22 protein-coding genes and 1 pseudogene are annotated in these 22,597 nt (G+C 74.3%); 5 read left to right on the top strand and 18 right to left on the bottom strand.

The window, feature by feature from the left end; translation table 11 throughout:
• Position 1: 1 nt before the first annotated feature.
• The gene (locus tag ACI79K_RS06225) at positions 2-658 is read right to left on the bottom strand and encodes a TetR/AcrR family transcriptional regulator (protein WP_456599255.1); all 657 of its coding nucleotides are present in this window, start codon (positions 656-658) and stop codon (positions 2-4) included.
• A gap of 201 nt (positions 659-859) precedes the next feature.
• Between ACI79K_RS06225 and ACI79K_RS06220 the strand changes: the two genes are divergently transcribed.
• Positions 860-2,158 carry a D-arabinono-1,4-lactone oxidase gene (locus ACI79K_RS06220; RefSeq protein WP_456599320.1) on the top strand — a complete coding sequence of 433 codons (1,299 nt, stop codon included), beginning with the start codon at positions 860-862 and terminating at the stop codon, positions 2,156-2,158.
• A 3-nt stretch (positions 2,159-2,161) separates the two neighbouring features.
• Here ACI79K_RS06220 and ACI79K_RS06215 read toward each other — a convergent pair whose 3' ends face one another.
• From ACI79K_RS06215 to serA, 6 genes and pseudogenes are all read right to left on the bottom strand, one after another.
• A complete protein-coding gene (locus ACI79K_RS06215) occupies positions 2,162-2,899 on the bottom strand; it encodes an HpcH/HpaI aldolase family protein (protein WP_456599254.1) in 738 nt (245 codons plus the stop codon).
• Between the two features lie 108 nt (positions 2,900-3,007).
• A complete protein-coding gene (locus tag ACI79K_RS06210; protein WP_456587991.1) occupies positions 3,008-3,841 on the bottom strand; it encodes an SMP-30/gluconolactonase/LRE family protein in 834 nt (277 codons plus the stop codon).
• A gap of 31 nt (positions 3,842-3,872) precedes the next feature.
• A complete protein-coding gene (locus ACI79K_RS06205) occupies positions 3,873-4,475 on the bottom strand; it encodes a peroxidase-related enzyme (RefSeq protein ID WP_456599253.1) in 603 nt (200 codons plus the stop codon).
• A gap of 31 nt (positions 4,476-4,506) precedes the next feature.
• Positions 4,507-5,031 (bottom strand): annotated as a pseudogene (locus tag ACI79K_RS06200) (UGSC family (seleno)protein).
• Positions 5,028-6,425: a thioredoxin family protein gene (locus ACI79K_RS06195; RefSeq protein WP_456599252.1), complete on the bottom strand. Its 1,398-nt coding sequence runs from the start codon at positions 6,423-6,425 to the stop codon at positions 5,028-5,030. Before ACI79K_RS06195 ends, ACI79K_RS06200 begins: the two are co-directional and overlap by 4 nt.
• Positions 6,426-6,471: 46 nt before the next feature.
• Positions 6,472-7,680, bottom strand: a complete 1,209-nt coding sequence (serA, locus tag ACI79K_RS06190; RefSeq protein ID WP_456599251.1) for a phosphoglycerate dehydrogenase — start codon at positions 7,678-7,680, stop codon at positions 6,472-6,474.
• Between the two features lie 192 nt (positions 7,681-7,872).
• On the opposite strand from serA, the gene ACI79K_RS06185 reads away from it, so the two are divergent.
• Complete coding sequence (locus ACI79K_RS06185; protein ID WP_456587995.1) at positions 7,873-8,844, top strand: zinc-binding dehydrogenase; 972 nt, start codon at positions 7,873-7,875, stop codon at positions 8,842-8,844.
• Positions 8,845-8,873: 29 nt separating this feature from the next.
• On the opposite strand, the gene ACI79K_RS06180 is transcribed toward ACI79K_RS06185, so the two are convergent.
• Positions 8,874-9,101: a hypothetical protein gene (locus tag ACI79K_RS06180; RefSeq protein WP_456587996.1), complete on the bottom strand. Its 228-nt coding sequence runs from the start codon at positions 9,099-9,101 to the stop codon at positions 8,874-8,876.
• Positions 9,102-9,326: 225 nt separating this feature from the next.
• Between ACI79K_RS06180 and ACI79K_RS06175 the strand changes: the two genes are divergently transcribed.
• A complete protein-coding gene (locus ACI79K_RS06175; protein WP_456587997.1) occupies positions 9,327-10,289 on the top strand; it encodes a hypothetical protein in 963 nt (320 codons plus the stop codon).
• Between the two features lie 144 nt (positions 10,290-10,433).
• Here ACI79K_RS06175 and ACI79K_RS06170 read toward each other — a convergent pair whose 3' ends face one another.
• Complete coding sequence (locus ACI79K_RS06170) at positions 10,434-11,213, bottom strand: SDR family NAD(P)-dependent oxidoreductase (RefSeq protein ID WP_456599250.1); 780 nt, start codon at positions 11,211-11,213, stop codon at positions 10,434-10,436.
• A gap of 279 nt (positions 11,214-11,492) precedes the next feature.
• Here ACI79K_RS06170 and ACI79K_RS06165 point away from each other — a divergent pair, with 279 nt between their 5' ends.
• A complete protein-coding gene (locus ACI79K_RS06165; RefSeq protein ID WP_456599249.1) occupies positions 11,493-12,755 on the top strand; it encodes an acyl-CoA dehydrogenase family protein in 1,263 nt (420 codons plus the stop codon).
• Between the two features lie 56 nt (positions 12,756-12,811).
• Here the strand turns inward: ACI79K_RS06165 and ACI79K_RS06160 are convergent, their stop codons facing one another.
• Entirely contained in the window at positions 12,812-13,576 is a 765-nt protein-coding gene (locus ACI79K_RS06160) for a crotonase/enoyl-CoA hydratase family protein (RefSeq protein ID WP_456599248.1), read from the bottom strand.
• 98 nt (positions 13,577-13,674) lie between these two features.
• On the opposite strand from ACI79K_RS06160, the gene ACI79K_RS06155 reads away from it, so the two are divergent.
• The gene (locus ACI79K_RS06155) at positions 13,675-14,481 is read left to right on the top strand and encodes an enoyl-CoA hydratase/isomerase family protein (RefSeq protein WP_456599247.1); all 807 of its coding nucleotides are present in this window, start codon (positions 13,675-13,677) and stop codon (positions 14,479-14,481) included.
• A gap of 47 nt (positions 14,482-14,528) precedes the next feature.
• Here ACI79K_RS06155 and ACI79K_RS06150 read toward each other — a convergent pair whose 3' ends face one another.
• The 8 genes from ACI79K_RS06150 to ACI79K_RS06115 all read right to left on the bottom strand — a co-directional run bounded on the left by ACI79K_RS06150 (position 14,529) and on the right by ACI79K_RS06115 (position 22,546).
• Complete coding sequence (locus ACI79K_RS06150) at positions 14,529-15,551, bottom strand: LLM class F420-dependent oxidoreductase (RefSeq protein WP_456599246.1); 1,023 nt, start codon at positions 15,549-15,551, stop codon at positions 14,529-14,531.
• 37 nt (positions 15,552-15,588) lie between these two features.
• Positions 15,589-16,746 (bottom strand): acyl-CoA dehydrogenase family protein, encoded by a 1,158-nt coding sequence (locus ACI79K_RS06145; RefSeq protein ID WP_456599245.1) that lies wholly within the window; start codon positions 16,744-16,746, stop codon positions 15,589-15,591.
• Complete coding sequence (locus ACI79K_RS06140) at positions 16,743-17,666, bottom strand: crotonase/enoyl-CoA hydratase family protein (protein WP_456599244.1); 924 nt, start codon at positions 17,664-17,666, stop codon at positions 16,743-16,745. Before ACI79K_RS06140 ends, ACI79K_RS06145 begins: the two co-directional genes overlap by 4 nt.
• Positions 17,667-17,734: 68 nt before the next feature.
• On the bottom strand, positions 17,735-18,895 hold the full coding sequence (locus tag ACI79K_RS06135) for a branched-chain amino acid ABC transporter permease (protein ID WP_456599243.1): 1,161 nt from the start codon (positions 18,893-18,895) through the stop codon (positions 17,735-17,737).
• Positions 18,892-19,779 carry a branched-chain amino acid ABC transporter permease gene (locus ACI79K_RS06130; protein WP_456599242.1) on the bottom strand — a complete coding sequence of 296 codons (888 nt, stop codon included), beginning with the start codon at positions 19,777-19,779 and terminating at the stop codon, positions 18,892-18,894. The genes ACI79K_RS06135 and ACI79K_RS06130 overlap by 4 nt, the downstream gene beginning before the upstream one ends.
• 43 nt (positions 19,780-19,822) lie before the next feature.
• Complete coding sequence (locus tag ACI79K_RS06125) at positions 19,823-20,530, bottom strand: ABC transporter ATP-binding protein (RefSeq protein WP_456599241.1); 708 nt, start codon at positions 20,528-20,530, stop codon at positions 19,823-19,825.
• Positions 20,527-21,327, bottom strand: a complete 801-nt coding sequence (locus ACI79K_RS06120; protein WP_456599240.1) for an ABC transporter ATP-binding protein — start codon at positions 21,325-21,327, stop codon at positions 20,527-20,529. Before ACI79K_RS06120 ends, ACI79K_RS06125 begins: the two co-directional genes overlap by 4 nt.
• A gap of 4 nt (positions 21,328-21,331) precedes the next feature.
• Positions 21,332-22,546: an ABC transporter substrate-binding protein gene (locus ACI79K_RS06115; protein ID WP_456599239.1), complete on the bottom strand. Its 1,215-nt coding sequence runs from the start codon at positions 22,544-22,546 to the stop codon at positions 21,332-21,334.
• Positions 22,547-22,597: the final 51 nt, after the last annotated feature.

The raw sequence follows: 22,597 nt of genomic DNA, 5'->3' as shown, positions 1-22,597 counted from the left end.
CTCAGCCGGGGCGACCGGCCCCGCCGTCCGGCCAGGCGGCGGGCGGCAGGCCGATCGCCCCGGCCCAGAGCCGGGTCAGGACGTCCACGGCGGCGTCCTCGTCCAGGTCCTCCACGGGGTCCTGCCACAGGTGCGCGAACGACTCGACCATCGCGCCGAGGGCGCTGGCCGTGGCCCGCGGCGGAAGGGTGCGGTCGGCCAGCCCCAGCTCCTGCAGCCGCAGCAGACCCTCCATCCCGCGGCGCACGAAGGCCTCGCGGACGTCGACCCGCAGCCGCCGGAACTCCTCACGGGTGTCGGCCAGCGAGTCGAGCACCCGGAGGATGCGGGCGTGCCGGGTGACGGCGCCGAGGTAGAGCCGGTTGGCCGCCTCGATCCGCCCGTACGGGTCGTCGGGCGGCAGCCGCGAGCCGACGGTGGTCGCGGCGAACACGTCCTCGACGACGACCGCCACGATCGCCCGGAGCAGCGACTCCTTCGAGTCGAACCAGGTGTAGAAGGTGCCGTGCGAGACGCCGGCCCGCTCCGCCACCAGGTCGATCCGGACGTCGGCGAACCCGCGCTCCTCGAACAGCTCGCGCCCGGCCTGCAGCAGGGCGGCCCGCGTCCGCCGGCCCCGGTCGGTCACCGGCAGCTGCTCCTGCTCCGCGCCTGGCATGCCACCTCCGAGAGAACCGGGCCGGAGCAGCCTGCCACACCGCGCCCGCGAGCCGGCGCACGCCGCCGACCCCGCCGGGGCGCCCCCTAGGCCGTGGCCGTCGTCCACGGGGCGGCCGGAGGGCGCGCGACCCGCGTCGCGCATCATCGACTCCTCCGGCGGGCGGCCCGGTCGCCCTCCCCCAGCAGATCGCGAGTGAGCATGCACGAGATGTCGTCCGGTGCCCCGGCGGGTACCGCGGGGCCGAGGACCAACTGGGCCGGGAACGTCTCCTACCGCGCGGCGCGGCTGCACCGGCCGACCAGCCTCGCCGAGCTGCAGGCCGTCGTCGCCGCCGGCCACCGCGTCAAGGCGCTCGGCTCGCGGCACTGCTTCAACGACATCGCCGACACCACCGCCGAGCTGGTGGCCCTCGACGTGCTACCCGGCGAGGTGACGGTCGAACGGGGCAGCGACGAGGCCGGCGGTGTCGCCTGGATCCCCGGTGGCGCGCGCTACAGCGAGGTGGTGCCCCGCCTGGCCGAGCAGGGTTTCGCGCTGCACAACCTCGCCTCGCTGCCGCACATCACCGTCGTGGGGGCCACGGCCACCGGAACGCACGGGTCGGGCAACCGGAGCGGCTCGCTCAGCACCGCGGTGGCGGGTCTGGAGCTCGTCCGGTCCGACGGCGAGCTCGTGACGCTGGGGGCCGGCCACCCCGACCTCGCCGGCGCCGTCGTCCACCTGGGTGCGCTCGGGGTGGTGACCCGGATCGGCCTGCGCTTCCAGCCGACCTTCCAGGTCCGCACCACCGTCTTCGTCGGGCTGACCTGGGACCGCCTGTTCGCCGACTTCGACGCGGTGGCCGACGCCGCCTACAGCGTCAGCGTGTTCACCGACTGGCACGAGGTGACGCAGGTGTGGGTGAAGGCGCGCACCGACGAGCACGACGTCACGCCGGAGGAGTTCTTCGGCGCCCGGGCCGCGACGGAGCCCACGCACATGCTGCCCGGCACCCCGGTCGAGAACCTGACCGACCAGCTCGGCCTGCCCGGCGAGTGGCACGAACGGCTGCCGCACTTCCGGACCGGCTTCACCCCCAGCAACGGCGACGAGCTGCAGACCGAGTACTTCGTCCCGCGCCGGTACGGGCAGCAGGCCTGCGACGCGCTGCGCTCCCTCGCGCCGCGGATCGCCCCGCTCCTCCAGGTGAGCGAGCTGCGCACCGTGGCGGCGGACGACCTGTGGCTGAGCCCGGCCTACGGCGGGGACGTCCTGGCGCTGCACTTCACCTGGCTGCCCGAGGAGGCGCCCGTGCGCGCCCTGCTGCCGGAGATCGAGGCGGCGCTGCGCCCCTTCGGCGCCCGACCGCACTGGGGGAAGCTCTTCACCACGGGCGCCGACGAGCTCGCCGCGCTGTACCCGCGGATGCCCGCGTTCCGGGAGCTGGTCCGCCGCTTCGATCCGCGTGGCGCCTTCCGCAACGACTTCCTGGACCGGACCGTCGCCGCGTTCGGGTGACGGTCAGCCGGGGCCGGCGTCCCGGGCGACGCCGAGGTGGTGCGCCGCGGCCTCGCCCAGCGAGACGGCGTCCACGGCCACGGTGACCACGGTGGCGCCCTCCGCGGCGAAGCCCGCCGCCTCCTCGCCGCTGCGGGCGTGCACCCCCACGGGAACCCCGGCGGCCCGCGCCCGGGCGATGATCGAGGAGAGGACGGTGCGCAGCTCGGTCCGCCGGTCGGCGCCGGTCAGCTCCAGCGACAACGCGAGGTCGCCGGGGCCCACGTAGAGACCGTCGATGCCCTCCACGCGGAGGACGGCGTCGAGATCGGCGAGCATGGACGCCGCCTCCACCATCACGAACACCAGCGGCTCCTCCGCCCCGCCGGAGAGCCGGCCGACCGACCGTCCCCCGCCCGGCGCGTACCGGCAGGCGGCGACGATCTCGCGGGCGTGCTCGGCGTCACGGACGTTGGGCACGATCACGCCACCGGCGCCGAGATCCAGGGGCCGCCCGACGTCGGGGAACAGGGCGCTGCGGGTGCGGGCCAGCGGCACCGAGCCGGCGGCGGTGACCGCCGCGCAGATCCCCGGGAGCTCGGCCTCGGTCGTCGCCCCGTGCTGCAGGTCGACGACCACGTAGTCGGCGCCGGTCCGCGCGAGCAGCTCACCGGTCACCGCCCCGGGCAGCACGTTCCACAGCCCGTGGCAGGCCCGGCCCTGCGACCACCGCCGTCGCAACCCCGCCGCGCTGCCCGCCATCCGGCCCTCCCTCTCCGCACCCGAACCGGTTCGATCCTGCGCGCACCGCGCGGCGTGCGCGACCGAGCGGCACCGCCCGCGCGAGCAGGGCACGTCCAGCCGCGGCACTCAGCCGGCGCCGACCTCCACCCGGGCGGCCTCGATGCGGCCGGCGCGCGGGCCCGGACGCCAGCTCGGCGCGGTGCACACGAAGAGGGTTCGGCCGTCCTCCCCGCCCAGCGCGCAGGCGTAGGAGAGCGAGCCGCTGCCCACCTCGACCCGGGCGGTCACCTCTCCCCCGTCGCGCACCCGGAGCACCTCCGGCGTACGTGCGGTGGCCACCCACACCTGCCCCTCGGCGTCCAGGCAGATGCCGTCGGGGGCGACCCCCGGAAGCTCGGCGAAGACGCGGCGACCGGAGAGCGCCCCGTCCGGCGCGACGTCGAACGCCGTCAGCCGCGCGCCGTAGGTCTCGGCGACGACGAGGGTGCGGCCGTCGGGGCTGAGCACCATGCCGTTGGGGAAGACGACGTCCGCCGCGGCGACGGAGACCGAGCCGTCGGGGTCGACGCGGACCAGATCGGTCGCCTCGGGGGCGTCGCCGCCCTCGAGGTCGAAGCCGAAGCTGCTGACGTAGGCCCGGCCGGCCGCGTCGACGAGCAGGTCGTTGGCCCGGAACCGGGTCACGGCGGTCAGGTCGGCATGCACCCGGGTGCCGTCCTCCCCCACCCGCAGCAGCGCCCGCCGCACCATGGAGACGACCAGCAGGTCACCCCCGGGCAGCCAGCCCAGCCCCGACGGGCTGTCGTCGAGCTCCAGCGCCACCTCGGGGCCGCCCGCGGCGGGCATCCGGCGCACCACGCGGTCGTGGAAGTCGGAGAACCACAGCCGGCCCGCGTGCCAGCGCGGGGCCTCCGGGAAGCCGAGGTCGTCGGCGAGCACGGACGTCGTCGGAGCGGTCACCGGCGGACCGTAGCGCGCACCCGCCCGAGGGTCAGGTGGACGGTGCCTCGGCGGTCCGCGGCAGCCGGCCCATCAGGAAGAACTCCGGGTTCGGGGTGATCGCCGCGAAGTGCGCCAACCGGTTGGAGAGCGCGAAGAAGGACGTGATCATGCCGACGTCCCAGATGTCGTCCTCGGTGAGCCCGTGCTCGGCGAGACCCGCCAGATCCTCGGCAGTGACCGCCGCCGGGTCGGCCGCCAGGCGGGTGGCCACCGCGAGCACGGCGTGCATGCGCGGGGACAGCGGCGCCTTGCGCCAGTCGACCGCGACGTGGTCGGCGATGTGCGGGTCCTTCGTGCGGATGCGGGCGACGGCGCCGTGCGCGACGACGCAGTACAGGCAGTCGTTGCCGGCGCTGGTGGCCACCACGATCAGCTCCCGGTCGGCCCTCGACAGCCCCGGCGTCTCCTTGTCCATGAGCGCGTCGTGCATGGCGAAGAACGCCCGGGCCTCGTCCGGCCGCCAGGCCAGCGCGGCGAACACGTTGGGCAGGAACCCGGATCGCTCCGCGACCTCCGCGTAGCGCTCGGCGAGGTCGGGGGGCAGCTCGCCGGTGGACCGGAGGGGGAAGCGGCTGATCGGCATCTCGGTCATCGGCCCACCCTGGCAGCGCGGGCGTCCCACGTCACCCGCCGGAGGCCGCGGTGACGGCGGCGAGCACCGCGGGGTACGCCGACTCCGCGGCCGACCGCAGCTCCGCGTCGGTGCGGTCCTGGACCGGATGCGGCACCAGCACGCACGGCGCGGGGAAGCCCAGCGCCGCACCCTGCACCCGGGCGGCCTCGGCGAAGGCCTCGCTGGCGAGGAAGACCCCGACGACGCCGCGGCGCTCGAGGTCGGCGATGTCGTGCACACTGCACGACGTGCACGAGCCCTAATCGGCCAGTGCCTCGATGACCACCTCGCACTGCTCGGCTATCTCGTGCCGCAGGTCCACCGGGGCGGTGCGGGCGAAGGTCGGCTTGCGGTAGCGGCGCACGACCGCCCCGTCAGCGGTGAGCAGCTCGGCCAGGCGATCGAGGACGACGTCGCCGCGCGCCTTGCTGATGTCGAGCAGCCCCACGCGGCGGCCGCGCAGCGAGGCAGGGCGGGGCAGCAGCTCGCGGGCGGCCGCCCGCTGCTCCCCGGTCGGGTCCAGGACGGTCCTCATGCATGCACCTCTCTGGTCACCGGGACGCTCCCGGTCTCCCCGGCCACCCAGCCCCCGATGATCGCGCTGAACAACCCGGCGTCGCCGCCGGCGTGCGCGACCAGCAGACCGCCGGGCCGGAACTTGGGCAGGTCGCCCCCGGCCGGACCGGCGGGTATCCCCTCGGCCATGCCACCGGCACCGCGCACCAGCTCGTCGGCGGGGAGGGTGAGCAGGTCCTCGAGCTCGGCGAGCAGCCGCGCGCGGTCCCAGCCGGCGTCGCGGAACACCCGGCCGTGCTCGGGCGAGACCAGCAGCATCGCGTCGAACGCCATCGGCAGCTTGGGGTGGGCGTTGACCCGCAGGCACGCGGCGAACGTGCGGGCCAGCGACCCGGGATCGCGGCTGAGCTGGTCGACCACCGGCTGCACGCCCGCCCCGGCGAAGACGGTGACGGCGTTCCCGGGGACGCCGCGGTCGGCGGCCAGCGGGGTGAACGGGCTGTCGTGCTCGCGCTCGGCGAAGCAGAAGGTGAACTTGCCCGGGTTGCCGAACGTCGCCCGGTCGACCTCACCGGGGCGGCCGCCACCGACGTTGCGGACCACCAGCTGCAGGGCGCGGCCGATGGTGGCGTTGGCGCGATTGCCCTGCCCCAGGGCGTTGACCCCGCTGTTCATGCCGATCCGCGCGGCCACCGGTCCGTTCACCACGACGAGCGGCCCGGAGAAGTACGTCGTCGCGAGCAGCCCGTGCAGGGCGAACTCCGCGGCGGCGGCGGCCTCCAGGGCGGCCAGCACGACCGGCAGGTGCTCGGGCAGGCAGCCGGCCATGACCGCGTTGACCGCCACCTTCTCCACCGTGCACTCGACGAGGTCGGGCGGCACCACGGCCACGACCTCGGCGGGATCGCGGGTGGTGCCGCGCAGCATCCGCAGCACCCGCTCCGGCATCGGCGGGACGACGGGCAGCCCGTCGGTCCAGCCGCGGTCGAACAGCGCCTCGTGCTCGTCCTCCAGCTCGGCGAGCTCGACCCGCCGGCTCGCCAGCCCGCTGCCGCCGTAGCGGGCCTCCAGCCCGTCGACGCGCGAGGGGTCCACCGAGAGCGAGCCGCAGCCGGGCCGGTGCTCGGGCAGCCCCGCACCGAGTCCCGGGACCCCGGTCAGCTCGACCCACTGCTCGCGGCTCCACCCGACCACCCGGGCGGTCTCGGCGCCGTCGGCCACGCGCAGCAGGGTCGGCACGGTCTCGATGCCCAGCCGGTAGGACAGCTCCAGGCCGGTGTCGTCACCGTCGAACCACCCGGCGTCGTCCTGGCACCAGACGGCGGCGCCGAGCTGCCGCAGCACCGGCTCGACGAGGACGCAGGTGGGGCAGTCGCGCTTCACCACGGCCACGAGACCGTCGGGGAGCCGCACGCCGCGACCGTACCGAGGCGCCGGCCCCCCGGCCAGGCCGCGCGGGTCAGTCCGCCCGGGGGCCGAACCTCGTCAGGCGGACGGTCTCCGGCAGGGCGGCGAGGCCGGCCAGCAGATCGGCCGGCAGCGGGTCGCTGACGTCGGTGACCGCGTAACCCAGCTCCCCGCGCGTGGCCAGCACCTGGGCGTCCACGTTCAGGCCGTGCTCGCCGACGAGCGCGTCGACCCGCGCCAGGACGCCCGGGACGTTCCGGTGCAGCAGCGCGAAGCGGTCGGCGGAGGTGCTGTGCAGGACGACCGTGGGGAGGTTGACGCTCAGCGTCGTCGTCCCCGTGGCGGTGTAGTCGACGAGCTTGCCGGCCACGAACCGCCCGATGTCGTGCTGGGCCTCCTGCGTCGAGCCGCCGACGTGCGGGGTGAGGATCACGTTGGGCAGGCCGCGCAGCACGGAGGTGAACGCGTCGCCCTGCTCGCGCGGCTCCTCGGGGAAGACGTCGACCGCCGCTCCGGCGATGTGCCCGCTCAGGATGTTCTCGCGCAGCGCCTCGTGGTCGACGACGAACCCGCGGGAGAGGTTGAGGAACAGGCTGCGCGGCCGCATGCGGGCGAACTGCTCGGCGCCGAACATGCCCGCGTTGCCGCCCCGCCCGTCCACGTGCAGCGTGACGGTCTCCGACCGCTCGAGCAGCTCGTCGAGGGTCTCGCAGCGCTGCGCGTTGCCGAGGGCCAGCTTGTCCTCGAGGTCGTAGAAGAGCACCCGCATGCCGAGCGCCTCGGCGAGCACCGAGAGCTGGCTGCCGATGTTGCCGTAACCGACGATGCCCAGCGTCCGCCCGCGGATCTCGTGGCTGCCGGCGGCCGACTTGTCCCAGGTGCCGGCGTGCAGCGCGCGGTCGCGGTCGACCAGCCGCCGGGCCAGGATGATGATCTCGGCGATCGCCATCTCCACCACGCTGCGGGTGTTCGAGAACGGCGCGTTGAACACCGCCACGCCCGCCGCCGCGGCCGCGGTCAGGTCGATCTGGTTGGTGCCGATGCAGAAGGCGCCCAGCGCCGAGAGGCCCGGACGGCTGCGCAGCACCTCGGCGGTCACCTGCGTCTTGGACCGGATACCGAGCACGTCGACCCCGTCGAGCGCGGCGATCAGGTCGGCCTCGTCCAGCGCACCCCGCAGCGACTCGACCTCGTAACCGGCGGCACCGAGGATCTCGGTCGCGACCGGGTCGATGTTCTCCAGCAGCAGCGCTCTGGGCACGTCCGGGACCTCCTCGACCGTGGAACCGCCGGCCCGGTGCGCCGACGCGTCGCCGCGCGTGCGCGACCTGCCCAGTATCCCGGCGGCACCGACCCGGCCTTCGACCGGTGTCCCGCTGCGCTCGGGGCCGGGCGCTGGTTCACTTCCCGGACGGCCGCGCCACGGCGACCGTGGCGACGGGAGGCGACCGGCGTGTGGGCGCAGCGGCTGAGCGGACCGTTCACCTTCGAGCGGGTGGAGGTCACCGCGCCGCGCGCCGAGGACCTGGCGGACGGGCAGGTCCTGCTGGCCACCAGGGCGGGCGGCATCTGCGGCAGCGACCTGCCGTTCTTCAAGGGCGCGCCGTTCCTGCACGCCGCGGACCCGGCGAACCGGACGACGCGGGCGCCCGGTTTCCCGCTGCACGAGGTGGTCGGCGAGGTCGTCGCCAGCCGGCACCCCGCGCACTCCCCCGGTGACCTGGTCGTCGGCTGGGCGGCCGCCTTCGACGGGATCGCCGAGCTGGTCGTCACCGACGGCGACGGGCTGGCCGGCTACGACACCGCGCTGGCGCCGACCACGGCCGTGATGCTGCAGCCGCTCGCCTGTGTCCTCTACGCCGCCGAGCAGCTCGGTGACGTGCGGGGGAAGGTGGTCGCCGTCGTCGGCCAGGGGCCCATCGGGCTGCTGTTCAGCCACGTGCTCAAGCAGCGCGGCGCCGGTGTCGTCGTCGGGGTCGACCGGGTCGACCGCAGCGCCGCGGCCGACGTCTTCGGCGTCGACGAGACGGTGACCGCCGGCGCGAGCCTGTGGGCGGCGTCCCTCGGCGACGCCGACCGGCCCGCTGTCGTCGTCGAGGCCGTCGGCCACCAGGTGACGACGCTGCAGGACTGCCTGGTCGCCGTCGCACCGGGCGGCGAACTGCTCTACTTCGGCATCCCCGACGACCCGGTCTACCCGCTGGACATGATCACCTTCCTGCGGAAGAACCTGACCCTGCGCGCCGGGGTCACGCTCGAGCGCGCGCGGGTGCTGCGGGACGCGGGCACCTACCTCGCCGCACACCCGGAGCTGCGCGACGTCTACGTCAGCGACGTCCACCCGGTCGACGACGTCCAGGCCGCCTTCGCGGCGGCGATCCAGCCGCGTCCCGGCCAGTACAAGGTCGTGCTCTCCACGGCCTGACCGGGCTCCGCCCGACGCGCTGCGGCGGGTCAGCCGTCCGCGCGCGGTCCGCCCGGCTCCGCACCCGTCCGCGACCGCGCGGCCAGCCAGCGCTGCCACTCGGAGCGGTCGCCCGCCCCCGGTGCGGCCGACAGCGCCACGACGGCGGCGATCGCCAGGACGGCCGCCACCAGCACGACGGTGGCCAGCACCTCCCACTGGAACAGGACGTCGACGGTCATGCTGCCGGGGGCCGGGGCGGAGCTGGACGGTGCCATGCGCCACGGTGTGCCCCGCGCCGGCCGGCCGTGAACGCCCGCGCGGCGCCACTCACCCCACCGGGGGACGTCACGCAGGGCGACGGCCACCGGAGGCGACGGCCGGACCGGGTGCGCACCCCACCCCGCCGGGTGACGAGCCCCGTGCTGGACGGGCGCGCCGCCGCTCCGCCGACCTAGCGTCAGCGCGATGGTCGCCGGAACAGCACAGGAGGAGGCAGCGGCATGAGCACTGCGACGCAGGACCAGAGCGCTGTCGAGGTCATCGGCAGCGCACCGCCGGCCGAGCGCACGCCGCCGAACGTCTCCGGGGACCTGCCCACCATCTTCCGGGCCGCGCCGATGTTCGGCCGGGCGCTGGCGGGTTACGACCGGTTCCAGGTCGACACCTACGTCCAGTGGGCGGAGGACGAACTCGCCACGGCGGACCGGGAGCGGGAGCACCTGCTCGCCCGCTGCCTGCAGACCCAGGCCGCGCTCGACGACGCGCGCCAGCTGCTCGACCACTCCGCCGGTGGCGGCGAGTTCCTGCGGCTGTCGGACCGCATCGGGTCGATGCTCGCCGCGGCGGCCGACCAGGCCGAGGGCATCACGGCCGAGGCGGAGGCCCTCCGCGCCACGGCCCGCAGGCAGGCCGACGAGCTCACGGCCCGCGCCGAGGCCGAGCTGGCGGATGCCCGGGCGCGGGCCGGCGAGACGATCGCCGACGCCGCCACGCGGGCCCAGGCGATGGTCGCGGCGGCGCAGCGGGTGGTCGACGACGCCGAGCAGGCCCGCCGGGACGCCGCGGCCGAGGCGGAGGCCCGCGCGGCGGCCGCGCGCGCCGTGGAGCAGCGCGCCGCCGACCAGGCCGCTCGTCTCGGGGAGCAGGCCGCGGCCGATGTGGCCCACCTCCGCGTGCAGGGCAGGGACGAGGTCGTCCGGATGCTGGCGACCGCCCGGGCGGAACGCCGGCGCGCGGACGACGAGGCGGCGGCGCTCCGGGACCGCCTGGATGCGCAGGCCGCGGAGCGCCGGGCCGCGCTGCTGGCCGACGTGACCGAGCTCGAGCGCCGGCGGTCCGACCTCGAGACGGAGCTCCGGCGCACGGCCGGTTCGATCGCCCTCCCGACGGAGCGCCCGGAGGCCACGGCGCCCGGCCGGTTCCTCGGCCGGCTGCGCCGCGCCCGGCCACCGCGGGGTCGCTGAGCGCACCGGGCGCCGCTCCGGGACGGCGCCCGGCCCGGATCGGCCCCGCACCGCCCCCGGCGCGCACCTGCTGACCGGGCCGGCTGGTCGTGCCGGTCGGCACGGCCTCGACCGCCCCGCGACCGGAGCATCGGGAGCCGGTGCTCAGAAGACGCTGTAGCCGCCGTCGATCACCACGGTGCTGCCGGTCTGGTAGGCCGATGCGTCGCCGGCCAGGTAGACGGCGACGCCGGCGAAGTCGTCCGGCTCGCCCCAGCGGCCGGCGGGGACGCGGGAGATCACCCGGTCGGTGACGGTCGACGACGTCTGCGCGGCGGCGGTCATGTCCGTGGCGATCCACCCCGGGAGGACGGCGTTGACCCGGATGCCGTGGCGGGCCAGCTCGACGGCCGAGGACCGGACCAGCCCGGTGAGGCCGGCCTTGGCCATGCCGTAGGCGTGGTTGCGCCCGGCGCCCTCGATCGCCGCGAGGCTCGCCACGGCGATGATCGATCCGCCCGGGCGCCCCTGCCTGCCGCACTCCAGCATCACCCGGGCGGCCTCCCGGACGGTCCAGAAGGCGCCGTCGAGGTTGGTCGCCATCGTCGCCCGGTAGTCCTCGGTGGACGCCTGGACCAGCGGGGCGAGCGGCAACCCGACACCGGCGTTGACCACGACGACGTCGAGCCCGCCGAGGAGGTCCGCCGCCGCGCGCATCCCGCGGGCGACGGCGGCCTCGTCGGACACGTCCACCTGCTGCGCGTGCGCGTCGGCGCCGGTGCCGCGGAGCGCGTCGGCGGCCGCACGGACGCGTTGTCCGTTGCGCCCCCACAGGGTCACGGCCGCGCCGGCGCCGGCCAGCGCCCTGGCCATGCCCAGCCCGATGCCGGAGCCGCCGCCGGTGACCAGCGCGGCCCGCCCGGTCAGGTCGAACAGCCCGCTCACCGCGTGCTCCCGGCGGCCGGTGCGGAGGCGGCTCCGGCCCGCCGGCTCAGCGCGGCGGAGGGCGCGAGGGGATCGATCGCGAGGTCGGGATGACGGTGCACCAGCTCTCCCGGTGGTGGTCGGTCCGCCGCGGCGGACCAGGTGGCGATGACGGAGCAGTCCCGGACGCGTCCGGTGGCCGGCCCCCCGGCGGCCCCTCGGATTCGCGGCGCCGCAGACCCTGGACGCCCCGCCCGGAGGGCCCTAACCTAGCGCTCACTAAAACACACGCTAGGACGGATGACCATGGACTTCGTGCTCCCCGACCGATTGCAGCGCTTCCTGGACGAGCTCGACGCGTTCATCGACAAGGAGATCCTCCCGCTGGAGGAGGAGAACCAGCAGTACTTCGACCACCGGCGGGAGTGGGCCCGCACCGACTGGGAGGCCGGGGGCACCCCCCGACGGGAGTGGGAGGAGCTGCTCGCCGAGATGAAACGCCGGGCCGACGCGGCCGGCTTCTTCCGGTACGCCCTGCCTGCGGAGCTCGGCGGACGGGGCGCGACGAACCTGGAGATGGCCGTCGTCCGCGAGCACCTGGCCCACCGCGGCCTGGGCCTGCACAACGACCTGCAGAACGAGTCCTCGGTCGTCGCGAACCTCCCGTTCGTGATGATCGTCCACGAGTTCGGCACGCAGGAGCAGAAGGACGACCTGATCGAGGGCATGATCACCGGCACCCGGGGGGTGGCCTTCGCCCTCACCGAGCCGGACCACGGCAGCGACGCCACGTGGATGGAGACCCGCGCCGTGCGGGACGGCGACTCGTGGGTGATCAACGGTCGCAAGCGCTGGAACTCCGGGGTGCACAGCGCGACGCACGATGTCGTCTTCGCCCGCACCAGCGGGAAGGACGGCGACGCCCGCGGCATCACCGCCTTCGTGGTGCCGATGGGCACGCCCGGCCTGGAGGTCACCAGCTACGACTGGACCTTCAACATGCCGACCGATCACGCGAACGTCTCGCTGCGCGACGTCCGCGTGCCGGCGAGCACCATTCTCGGGGCCGAGGACGAGGGGCTCACCATCGCCCAGCACTTCCTGCACGAGAACCGGATCCGCCAGGCCGCCTCCAGCCTGGGCGCCGCCCAGTTCTGCATCGACCGGTCCGTCGCCCGCGCCCGGGAGCGCATCACGTTCGGCGAGCCGCTGTCCCGCCGCCAGGCGGTCCAGTGGCCGCTCGTCGAGCTGCACACCGAGGCGGAGATGGTCCGGGGGCTGGTGCGCAAGGCGGCCTGGACCCTCGACGAGGCCGGCGATCCGACGGACGTGAGCGAGTACGTCTCCATGGCGAACTACCGGGCCAACCGCCTGGTCTGCGACGCGGCCGACCGGGCCATGCAGATCCACGGCGGCGAGGGCTACTCGCGCAACCAGCCCTTCGAGCACATCTACCGGCACCACCGGCGCTACCGGATCACCGAGGGCGCGGAGGAGATCCAGATCCGCAAGGTCGCCGGCACGCTCTTCGGCTTCGCCGGGCGGCGCCGGCACCAGGCCTGAGACCGCATCGGCCGGCGGCTGCCCTCGGGCGGCCGCCGGCCGATGCGGGCACCAGGTCAGCGGGCGAGACGGCGGCGGACGGCGGCCACCTGCTCCTCGGAACCGATGAGGGCGCGGATGACGTCCTGCTCGGCCTGCAGCCCCTCCTCGAGGGGCACCCGGCCGGCGAGGTCGACCAGCCGCTTCACGCCGCGGGGGGCGTTGCGGCCGTGCCCCGCGATCTCCTCGGCCAGCGCCCGGGCGGCGCCCAGCGGGTCGTCGGCCTGCCGCGTGGCCAGACCGATCCGCACCGCCTCCGCGCCGTCCACCTTGCGCCCCGTGAGGGCCAGTTCCTTCGCGACGTCCCGGCCGACCAGCTCGGGCAGCAGCTGGGTCCCCATCATGTCGGGGACCAGCCCCCACTGGATCTCCATCACCGACAGCTGGGTGTCGGGGGCGACGATCCGGATGTCGGCGCCGAGGGCGACCTGCAGCCCTCCCCCGAAGGCCACGCCGTGCACCGCCGCGACGACCGGGGCCGGGACCAGCGACCAGACGTGCACCGCCTGCTGAGCCAGCGCTCGTGCGGCGCCAAGCTGCGGGCGGTCGGCCACCACGTCCCCGCGCGCGCCGTCCCGCATCGCCGCGAACTGCGCGAAGTCCAGGCCGGCGCAGAACGCGCGGCCCGCGCCGGCGAGCACCACGGCGCCGACGTCGTCCCGCTCGATGAGCGCGGTCCCGGCGTCGACCAGCGCCTCGAACATCGCCGGATCGAGTGCGTTCAGCTTGTCGGGGCGGTCGAGGGTCACCGACGCGACCCCGTCGACGACCGTGGTGGTCACCCGCTGCTGCTCACCCCTGGCGATTTCCTCCCAGGACCCTGGTTCCGCTGGCCCACCCACCCTAGGCTGGTAGTGATCGATCGTTAAGGGAGTGCGCCATGGCCCTCGTCCGGCTGACGACACCCGTTCCCGGGGTCACCACCGTCACCCTCGACCGCCCCGACCGGCTCAACACGATGAGCGCCGAGCTGGTGGCCGAGCTCGGCGCCGCCCTGACCGCGATCGCCGCGGACCGCGAGTGCCGCGTCGTCGTGCTGACCGGCGCCGGGCGGGCGTTCTGCGCCGGCCTGGACCTGCACGGCTACGACGGGGACGACCAGCGGGTCGAGCGCGACGTCACCGTGCTGGCGGCGCTGGACCGGCAGCGGGAGATCGCCCGGCTCGCCGAGCAGCTGCACCGGCTCCCGCAGCCGGTGATCGCCGCGGTCAACGGCCCGGCGGCCGGTGGCGGTCTGGCGCTCGTCTGCGCCTCCGACATCCGCATCGCCGCCCGATCGGCCGTCTTCGCCGTCGGCTTCATCCGCGCCGGGTACTCCGCGTGCGACATCGGGGTGTCGTGGCTGCTCCCCCGCATCGTCGGGGCGGGCCGCGCGCACGAGCTGATGCTCACCGGGCGCCGGTTCACCGCCGAGGAGGCGCGGACGATGGGCCTGGTGGTCGACGTCGTGGCCGACGACCAGCTGGTCGACCGCGCGCTGGCCACGGCGCAGGAGATCCTGCGCAACCCGCCGGCGTCCGTGGAGCTCACCAAGCAGGGCATGTGGATCGCCCTGGAGACGGCGTCGTTCGCCGCGGCGATCGAGTTCGAGAACCGGCAGCAGGTCATCACCGCGCTCACCGCGGACGCGCGCGAGGCGACGGCCGCGTTCGTCGAGAAGCGGTCCCCGGTCTACACGCGGCGCTGAGCACCCGCCGGCCGGCCCGGCGGCGGTTCCCCCCGCCGCCGGGCGGCTCAGCCGGCGATCTCGGCCATGGTGCGCAGGGTCCGGGCCGATCCGCTGACGAGCATCGTGGTCACCAGGGACTCCTCCCAGGCGGCGAGGTCGTCGGCGATCTTCTCCCGGGGGCCGACCAGGGCCACCTTCTCCACCATCGCCAACGGCACGGCGGCGACCGCCTCGTCCTTGCGTCCGTCGAGGTAGAGGTCCTGGATGCGGGCGCACTCGGCCTCGAAGCCCATGCGGGCGAGCACCTCGTAGTGGAAGTTGACGCCGCGCGCGCCCATCCCCCCGATGTAGAGCGCGAGCATCGGGCGCACCCGGTCGGCGGCGGCCTCGACGTCGTCGTCGATCTCGACGCCGACCATGCACGGGACGCGGAAGTCGTCCGGGGTGCGACGGGCGCCCGGCCGGGCGAACCCCTCCGCCAGCGACGCGCGGTAGTGGGCGTCGTCGTGCGGCGAGTAGAACAGCGGGATCCACCCGTCGGCTATCTCCGCCGCCAGCGCGACGTTCTTCGGCCCCTCCGCGGCGAGCAGCACCGGGATGTCGCTGCGGACCGGGTGGACGGTCGAGCGCAGCGGCTTGCCGAGGCCCGTGCCCCCGGCATGGGGAACGGTGTAGTGCTCCCCCTCGAACCGGACCACGTCCCGCCGCATCACCCGGCGCAGGATCTCGACGTACTCGCGGGTCCGCGCGAGGGGCTTGGGGTACGGCTGGCCGTACCACCCCTCGACCACCTGCGGCCCCGAGACGCCGAGGCCCAGCACGAAGCGTCCGCCGCTGAGGTGGTCCAGCGTCATCGCCGCCATCGCCGTCGCGGCCGGGGTGCGCGCCGACAACTGCACCACCGCCGTCCCCAGCTCCAGCCGCGCCGTGCGGCTGCCGAGCCAGGCCAGCGGCGTCAGGGCGTCCGAGCCGTAGGCCTCGGCCGTCCAGACGGACTCGAAGCCCAGCTCCTCGGCGAGCGCGACCTGCTCCGCCTGCCCCTCCGGCTGCCGCGCACCCCAGTAACCCAGGGCCAGTCCGAGCTTCACGCGTGTCCTCCCGGCCGACCGGGCCGGCCCGCGGCGCTCACTTCCGGCCCACCAGGTCGCGGCCGATGATCTGGCGCATGATCTCGTTCGTGCCGCCGAAGATGCGCTGCACCCGGGCGTCCTGGAAGGCCCGCGCCACCGGGTACTCGAGCATGTAGCCGTAACCGCCGTGCAGCTGCAGGCACCGGTCGATCACCCGGTTCTGCACCTCGCTCCCCCAGAGCTTGGCCCGGGCGGCGTCCACCGCGCCGAGCTCGCCGTCGTTGTACGCCAGCACCGCCCGGTCGACGTAGACCTGGGTGACGTCGACCTCGGTCGAGACGTCGGCCAGTTCGAAGCGGGTGTTCTGGAAGTCTGCGACGGGCTGCCCGAAGGCCGTCCGCTGCTGGGTGTAGTCCAGCGTCGCGGCCAGCGTGGCCCCGGCGACGGCCACCGCGTGGGCGGCGATGGAGAGGCGCTCCAGCGGCAGGTGGGACATGAGCTGGCGGAACCCGCCGCCTTCGGCGCCCAGCAGGTTCTCGTCGGGCACGAAGACGTCCTCGAAGAACAGCTCGGCGGTGTCCTGCGCCTGAAGCCCGACCTTCTTGAGCTTGCGGCCCCGGGTGAATCCGGCCATGCCCCGCTCCACCACCAGGAGGCTGAAGCCACCGGGCCCGCCGGCGGGATCGGTGCGCGCCACGGTGATGACCAGGTCGGACTGGATGCCGTTCGTGATGAACGTCTTCGCACCGTTCACCACCCAGCCGCCCTCGACCTTGCGGGCGGAGGTGCGGATGCCCTGCAGATCGCTGCCGGTGCCCGGCTCGGTCATGGCGATCGCGCCGATGATCTCGCCGGCGCACATCCGGGGCAGCCAGCGCCGCTGCTGCTCCTCGGTGCCCAGGGAGACGATGTAGGGGATCGCGATGTCGTCCTGCAGGGAGAACCCGGAGGCCACCGACGCGGCGAAGACCTTGGCCAGCTCCTCGAGGACGACGAAGCGGTAGCGGTAGTCGCCCGCCATCCCGGCGCCCCCGTGCTCGGCCGGCGCCGACAGCCCGATGACGCCCTGCTCACCGGCCTTGAGCCAGACCTCGCGGTCGATGAGCCGCTCGTCGTCCCACCGCTCGAGGTGGGGCGCCACCTCGCGGGCCACGAACTCGGCGACCACGCCGCGGAAGTCCTCGTGGTCGGTCGTGTACAGGGTGCGCTTCACCGTGCCTCCCGATCGCTGGTCAGCGGCTCGCGGTACTCCGGGGCGGGCAGTCCCGCGAAGACGTCGGGCAGGTCCCGCGACACCACGCCGGGGAACCGCGCCGGCCGTTTCTCCAGGAAGGCGGCGATGCCCTCCCGGGCGTCGTCGCTGGTGCCCCGGACGTTCAGGGCGTGCGTCTCCACCTCGTGCGCGACGACGGGGTGCTGCGCGCCGAGCATCCGCCACAGCATCTGCCGGGCGAGGGCCACCGAGACCGCCGCGGTGTTGTCGGCGATCTCCGCGGCGAGCGCGTAGGCGACCTCCAGCAGCTCCGCCCGCGGGTGCAGGCTGCGGACGAGCCCCGCGGCGCGGGCCTCCGCCGCCGGGAACACGCGGCCGGTCAGCACCCACTCGAGCGCCGTCTGCAGCGGGACCACGCGCGGGAGGAACCACGAGGAGCACGACTCCGGGACCAGCCCGCGTCGGTTGAAGACGAAGCCCATCCGGGCGTCCTCGGCGGCGATGCGCACGTCGGCGGCGAGCGTCATCGTGATGCCGACGCCCACCGCCGGCCCGTTGATCGCCGCGATGATCGGCTTGTGCAGCTCGTACATGCGCAGCACCACCCGGCCACCGCCGTCGCGGCGCATCCGCGGCCCCTCGCCGTCCTCGTCGGTCCGCCAGCCGTCGAACGCGGCCGTGCTCGCCGAGAGGTCCATGCCGGCGCAGAAGGCACGCCCTGCCCCGGTGAGGACGACGGCGCGCACGGCGTCGTCGGCGTCGCAGCGGTCCAGGGCCTCGAGCAGCTCGACCTCCATCCGGTCGGTGAAGGCGTTGAGCGAGTCCGGGCGCTGGAGCGTGATCGTCGCGATCCCGTCGACCACCTCCAGCGAGATGTCCTGCAGATCCGGTTCGCCGTGGGCGACGGTCGCAGCGGGCACGGGGGCCTCCTGTTCTGCCGGCGCGGACGACCGGGCCGGCGGGGTCGGGACGGGGGGTCCGGCGGGCGTCAGCCCGCCCGGGCACCCGGTGGGCGCGCCGTCGTGTCCGGCGCGGTGACGGGAGCGGGTGTCTCCGGCGCCCGGCCGCTCAGCGGCCCCCGGCGTCCGGGGATGCGGTCGACCACCGGCCGGAGCACCGCCCGGGACAGCCCGGCGATCCCGTAGGGCATGACGAACATGAAGAGGATCAGCGACAGGCCGTAGACCAGCCCGGCCGCGGCCTGGTTGACGTCGGCCGTCCACTCCGGCACGTAGGTGATGAAGAAGGCGCCGAGCACCGCGCCGCCGATCGTGCCCAGGCCGCCGACGACGATGAGCGAGATGAACGCGATCGCCATGACCAGGCCGAAGGAGTCCGGACCGACGAACTGGACGGCGTAGACGTAGAGCACGCCGCCCACCCCGGCGTAGGCGGCGCTGATGGCGAAGACGGTCGTCTTGGTCCGGGAGCTGCGGACCCCCAGCGTGCGCGCCACCGTCTCGTGGTCGCGCACGGCCACCAGCGAGCGGCCGATGCGGCCGGTGGCCAGCCGCCGGGTGAGCACCCAGGCCACCACGACCGCGACCAGGCACAGCAGGTACACCCACTGGTCGCGCGCCAGCCCGGTCCACTCCGGCGGCTGGGCGGTGAAGACGTTGATCCCCTCCTGGCCCTGGGTGATGCCGTCCAGCCGCTTGATCGCCGCCGGCGTGACGATCGCGAGCGCCAAGGTCACCAGCGCCAGCTGCAGCCCCTGCAGCCGCAGCGCCGGCAGCCCGAAGAGGTACCCCATGACGAACGTCGCGACGACCGCCACCGGCAGGACCGCGAGGTAGTGCCAGCCCTCCTGGATCAGCACCGCTCCGATGTAGGCGCCGGTCGCGAAGAAGGCGCTGTGCCCGAGGGAGATCTGCCCGTTGAAGCCGGTCAGCAGGTTCAGACCCATGCCGACGACCGCGTAGATCATGACCATGCTCAGGTCGAAGTTGACGTAGGGCGGCGAGTACAGCGGCACGAGGACGGCGACCGCCACCACGGCCGAGAAGACGGCGGTGCGCAGCCACGTCGGTGCGTCCAGCGGCGCCTGCGCCTGGCGGAGCAGGGCGAGCCGGCCGGAGAGCGAGCGGCCGGGCGCCGGTGGCCGGGCGCTCGTGCGGGTGCCGGCGCTGGTGCTCGTGCTCGTGCTCATACCCGTGCCACCGTCCTGGTGCCGAAGAGCCCTTCGGGCTTGAGGAGCAGGACGCCCATGATGATCACCAGGGCCACCGCCTGCTTGAAGTCGTTGCCGATGACGTCGACGTAGGTGCCCGCCAGGTTCTCGACCACGCCGACGATGAGACCGCCGACGAGCGCCCCGACCGGGCTGTCGAAGCCGCCCAGCGTCGCCGCGGCGAATGCGTAGAGCAGCATCGCGGCCATCATGTTCGGCTGGAGGAACAGCTGGGGGGCGGCCAGCGAGCCGACCAGGGCCCCGATCGCGGCGGCGAGCCCCCACCCGAGCAGCAGCATCCGCCCCACGGGCACGCCCGACAGGCGGGCCGACTCCGGGTTGTTCGCCGCCGCGCGCATGACCAGCCCCAGCCGGGTGCGCTGGAACAACCAGTAGAGGAGCCCGGCCACGACGGCCACCGTCAGCACGATGCCCAGGGCCTGCCGGGACGCCGCGGCGGGGCCGAGGTCGACCGCGCCCGAGCCGAAGACCGGCGGCACCTCCTTGGTCAGGTAGCCCCACACCCAGCCGGCCCCGCTGGTCAGGCAGAGCATCAGCCCCAGCGTGACGATGATGAGGGAGAGATGCGCCGACGGGCTCGTGCCGAACGGGCGGATGAGCACCCGCTCCACGCCCGCGCCGAAGGCGAAGGCGACCACCATCGCGATCAGGATCGCCACGGCGAGAGGGGTCCCCCACGCGTAGAGCTGCCAGGTGAGGAAGGCCGCGAACATGGCCATCTCGCCCTGCGCGAAGTTGACGATCCCCGAGGCCCGGTACACCAGTACGACGCTCAGCGCGAGCGCCCCGTACAGCGCTCCGGTGGCGATGCCGTCCACCACCTGCTGCAACAGCAGTTCCATGTGTGCTCCTTCGGCCGCACCCGGGGGCAGGGCCGTGTGAGGGTCAGTAGCCGAGGTAGGCCCGGCGGATGTCGTCGTTGTCGCGCAGGTCCGCGGCCCGTCCGGAGGAGACGACCCGGCCGGCCTCGAGCAGCACGGCGGAGCTGCCGATGTCCAGGGCCAGCTGGGCGTTCTGCTCGACCACGAGCATCGCCGTGCCCGTCTCGGCGTTGATCTGCCGCAGCGACTCGAACAGCGAGCGGGTCGTGTTCGGGGCCAGGCCCAGCGACGGCTCGTCGAGCAGGAGCAGCCGGGGCGAGGGCATGAGCGCCCGGGCGATGGCGAGCATCTGCTGCTCGCCGCCGCTGAGACTGCCGGCCTGCTGGTCGCGGCGGTCACCCAGGCGCGGGAAGACCGAGTACCAGTGGTCCAGGTGCCGGCGCTCGTCCCGGTCGGTGCGCAGGTAGGCCCCGACGCGCAGGTTGTCCTGCACCGTCATCGAGCCGAACGTGCCCCGGCCCTGCGGGACGTGCGCGACACCCAGCGCGGCGATGCGCTCGCTGGGCAGCCCGACGAGTTCCTGCCCGTCGAAGCACACCCGGCCGCTGCCGCGGATCATGCCCGACAGCGCCCGGAGCAGCGTGGTCTTTCCCGCCCCGTTGGCGCCGAGCACCACCGCCACCTCCCCGTGGTCCACCGAGAGGCCCACCCCGTGCAGCACCTCGACCGGCCCGTAGCCGGCGTCCAGGTCCTCGACCTCGAGCAGGCTCATGCCGGTGCCCCCAGGTAGGCCTCGACCACGTCGGGGTCCGCGCGCACCTGGTCCGGCGTCCCGTCGGCGATCTTGCGGCCCAGGTTCAGCACCACGACCTGGTCGGAGACCCGCATGACCATCGCCATGTGGTGCTCGACGAGGAGCACCGAGAGGCGGTGTGCGTCGCAGAGCCCCCGGATGGTGTCGGCCAGCTCGAGGACCTCCTCGTGGATGAGCCCGTTGGCCGGCTCGTCGAGCATGAGCAGCCGGGGCCTGGCCATCAGCGCGCGGGCGAGCTCGACCCGCTTGAGGGTCCCGTAGGGCAGGCCGGCGGCCAGGGACGACGAGACGTGCGACAGCCCCAGGTCGTCGAGCAGGGCCCGCGCCCGGTCGATCTCCGCCCGCTCCTCCCGCCGCACCCCCGGCAGCCCCAGCGCGCTCGGCCAGAACCCCGCCCGGGTGCGGTGGTAGCCGCCGGCGAGCACGTTCTCCAGCACCGTCATCGATCCGAACAGGCCCAGGTTCTGGAACGTCCGGGCGATGCCGACCTCGGCGATCTGCTCGGTCCGCAGCGCCAGCAGGTTGCGCCCCTCGAGCTCGATCGCGCCCGAGTCCGGCTCGTACAGACGGCTGATGCAGTTGAACAGCGTCGTCTTCCCGGCACCGTTGGGGCCGATCAGCCCGCAGATGGTGCCCCGGCGGAGGTCGAACGACGGGCCGTCCAGGGCGACGACGCCGCCGAAGCGGAGCTGGACGTCGCGCACGGAGAGGAACGCATCCCCGACCGGGGCGGGGTCCGCGGTGGTCGCCGTCACCGGGTCACCGGGACCGCTCGATGACGTCGCCCTGCAGCTCCCAGGTGGTGCCGTCGAAGGTCATCATCTGCACCTGGGTGGTGGTGTAGGGGTAGTCGGGCGAGGTCTCCATGGTCACGCCGGGGAGGAACAGGTCGGGCGCGACACCCGAGAGGTTCTGGGCGGCGTCGAGCATGTCCTGCCGGGTGCAGCCCTCCATCTGCTCGAGCACCTCCACCATGGCCTGCGCGACGGTGTAGCCGTTCGCCGCCGTGGAGTCGGCGGCCTCGAAGTCCCCTCCGTGCTTCTCCGCGAACGCCTGCCAGGCCTGCATCCCCTCGTCCTCGGCCCAGCCGGGGTCGGAGACGTCCTTGAGCCAGGTGAAGGAGACCGCGTCCACGGCGCCCTCACCGGCCGGCTGCATGACGGCCTGCGCGTGGTTGGTCCCGGAGGTCACCAGGGTCAACGGCTGCCAGCCGATCTCGTGCGCCTTCTTCAGCGACTGCGTCATGAAGGTGCCGGTGGCGTAGTTGAGCCACACGTCGGCGCCGGAGTTGGCGAGGTTGACGACCTGGGAGTCGGCCGATCCACCGGACTGCTCGTAGGCCTGCTCGCTGACGATCTCGACCCCGGTGCCCTCGAACTCCCGCTGGAAGTTCGCCAGCATGCCCTTTCCGAAGCCGTCGTTCTGGTAGAGCAGGCCGACCTTCGCCTGGGGGTTCTGCTCCAGCACGTAGTCGGCCATGACCTGGGCCTCGAACTCGTACTGCGGGAGGAACCCCATGGACCAGTACTCGTCCTGGGCCATGAACTCGTCCGTGCCCGTCATGGCGAAGAGGTTGGGCACGCCGTTGCCGGCGACGTAGTCGCCGATGGCGAGGTTGGGCGAGGTGCCCAGGACGTTCATCATCGCGAACACCTGGTCCTGCTCGACCAGGGTGCGCGTGTTGCTGACCGTGCGCGCCGGGTCGTAGGCGTCGTCCATCGCCCGGTACTCCACGGTGCGGGTCACCCCGTCGCCCATCTCCACGCCACCGGCGGCGTTGAGGTCCTCGAAGTACGCCTGGGCGGCCCGGCCGATGGAGCCGTACACCGCGCCCGCGCCGGACATGGGCAGGCTCGAGCCGATCCGGATCGTGGAGTCGGTGATCCCGGGGTCGCACTCGCCCCCGTCGGCGGAGGCGGCCGTGCTGTCGGCGCGCCCTCCGCAGGCGGTCAGCACGAGAGCGGCGCAGGTCATGGCGACGACGGGACGACGGCGGCTCAAGGCAACCTCCACTGTTGGGCGGAA

Source organism: Blastococcus sp. SYSU DS0616 (assembly GCF_054051015.1).
The sequence above is the reverse complement of the archived record's forward strand: the minus strand, read 5'-3'. Positions and strand labels throughout refer to the sequence as shown.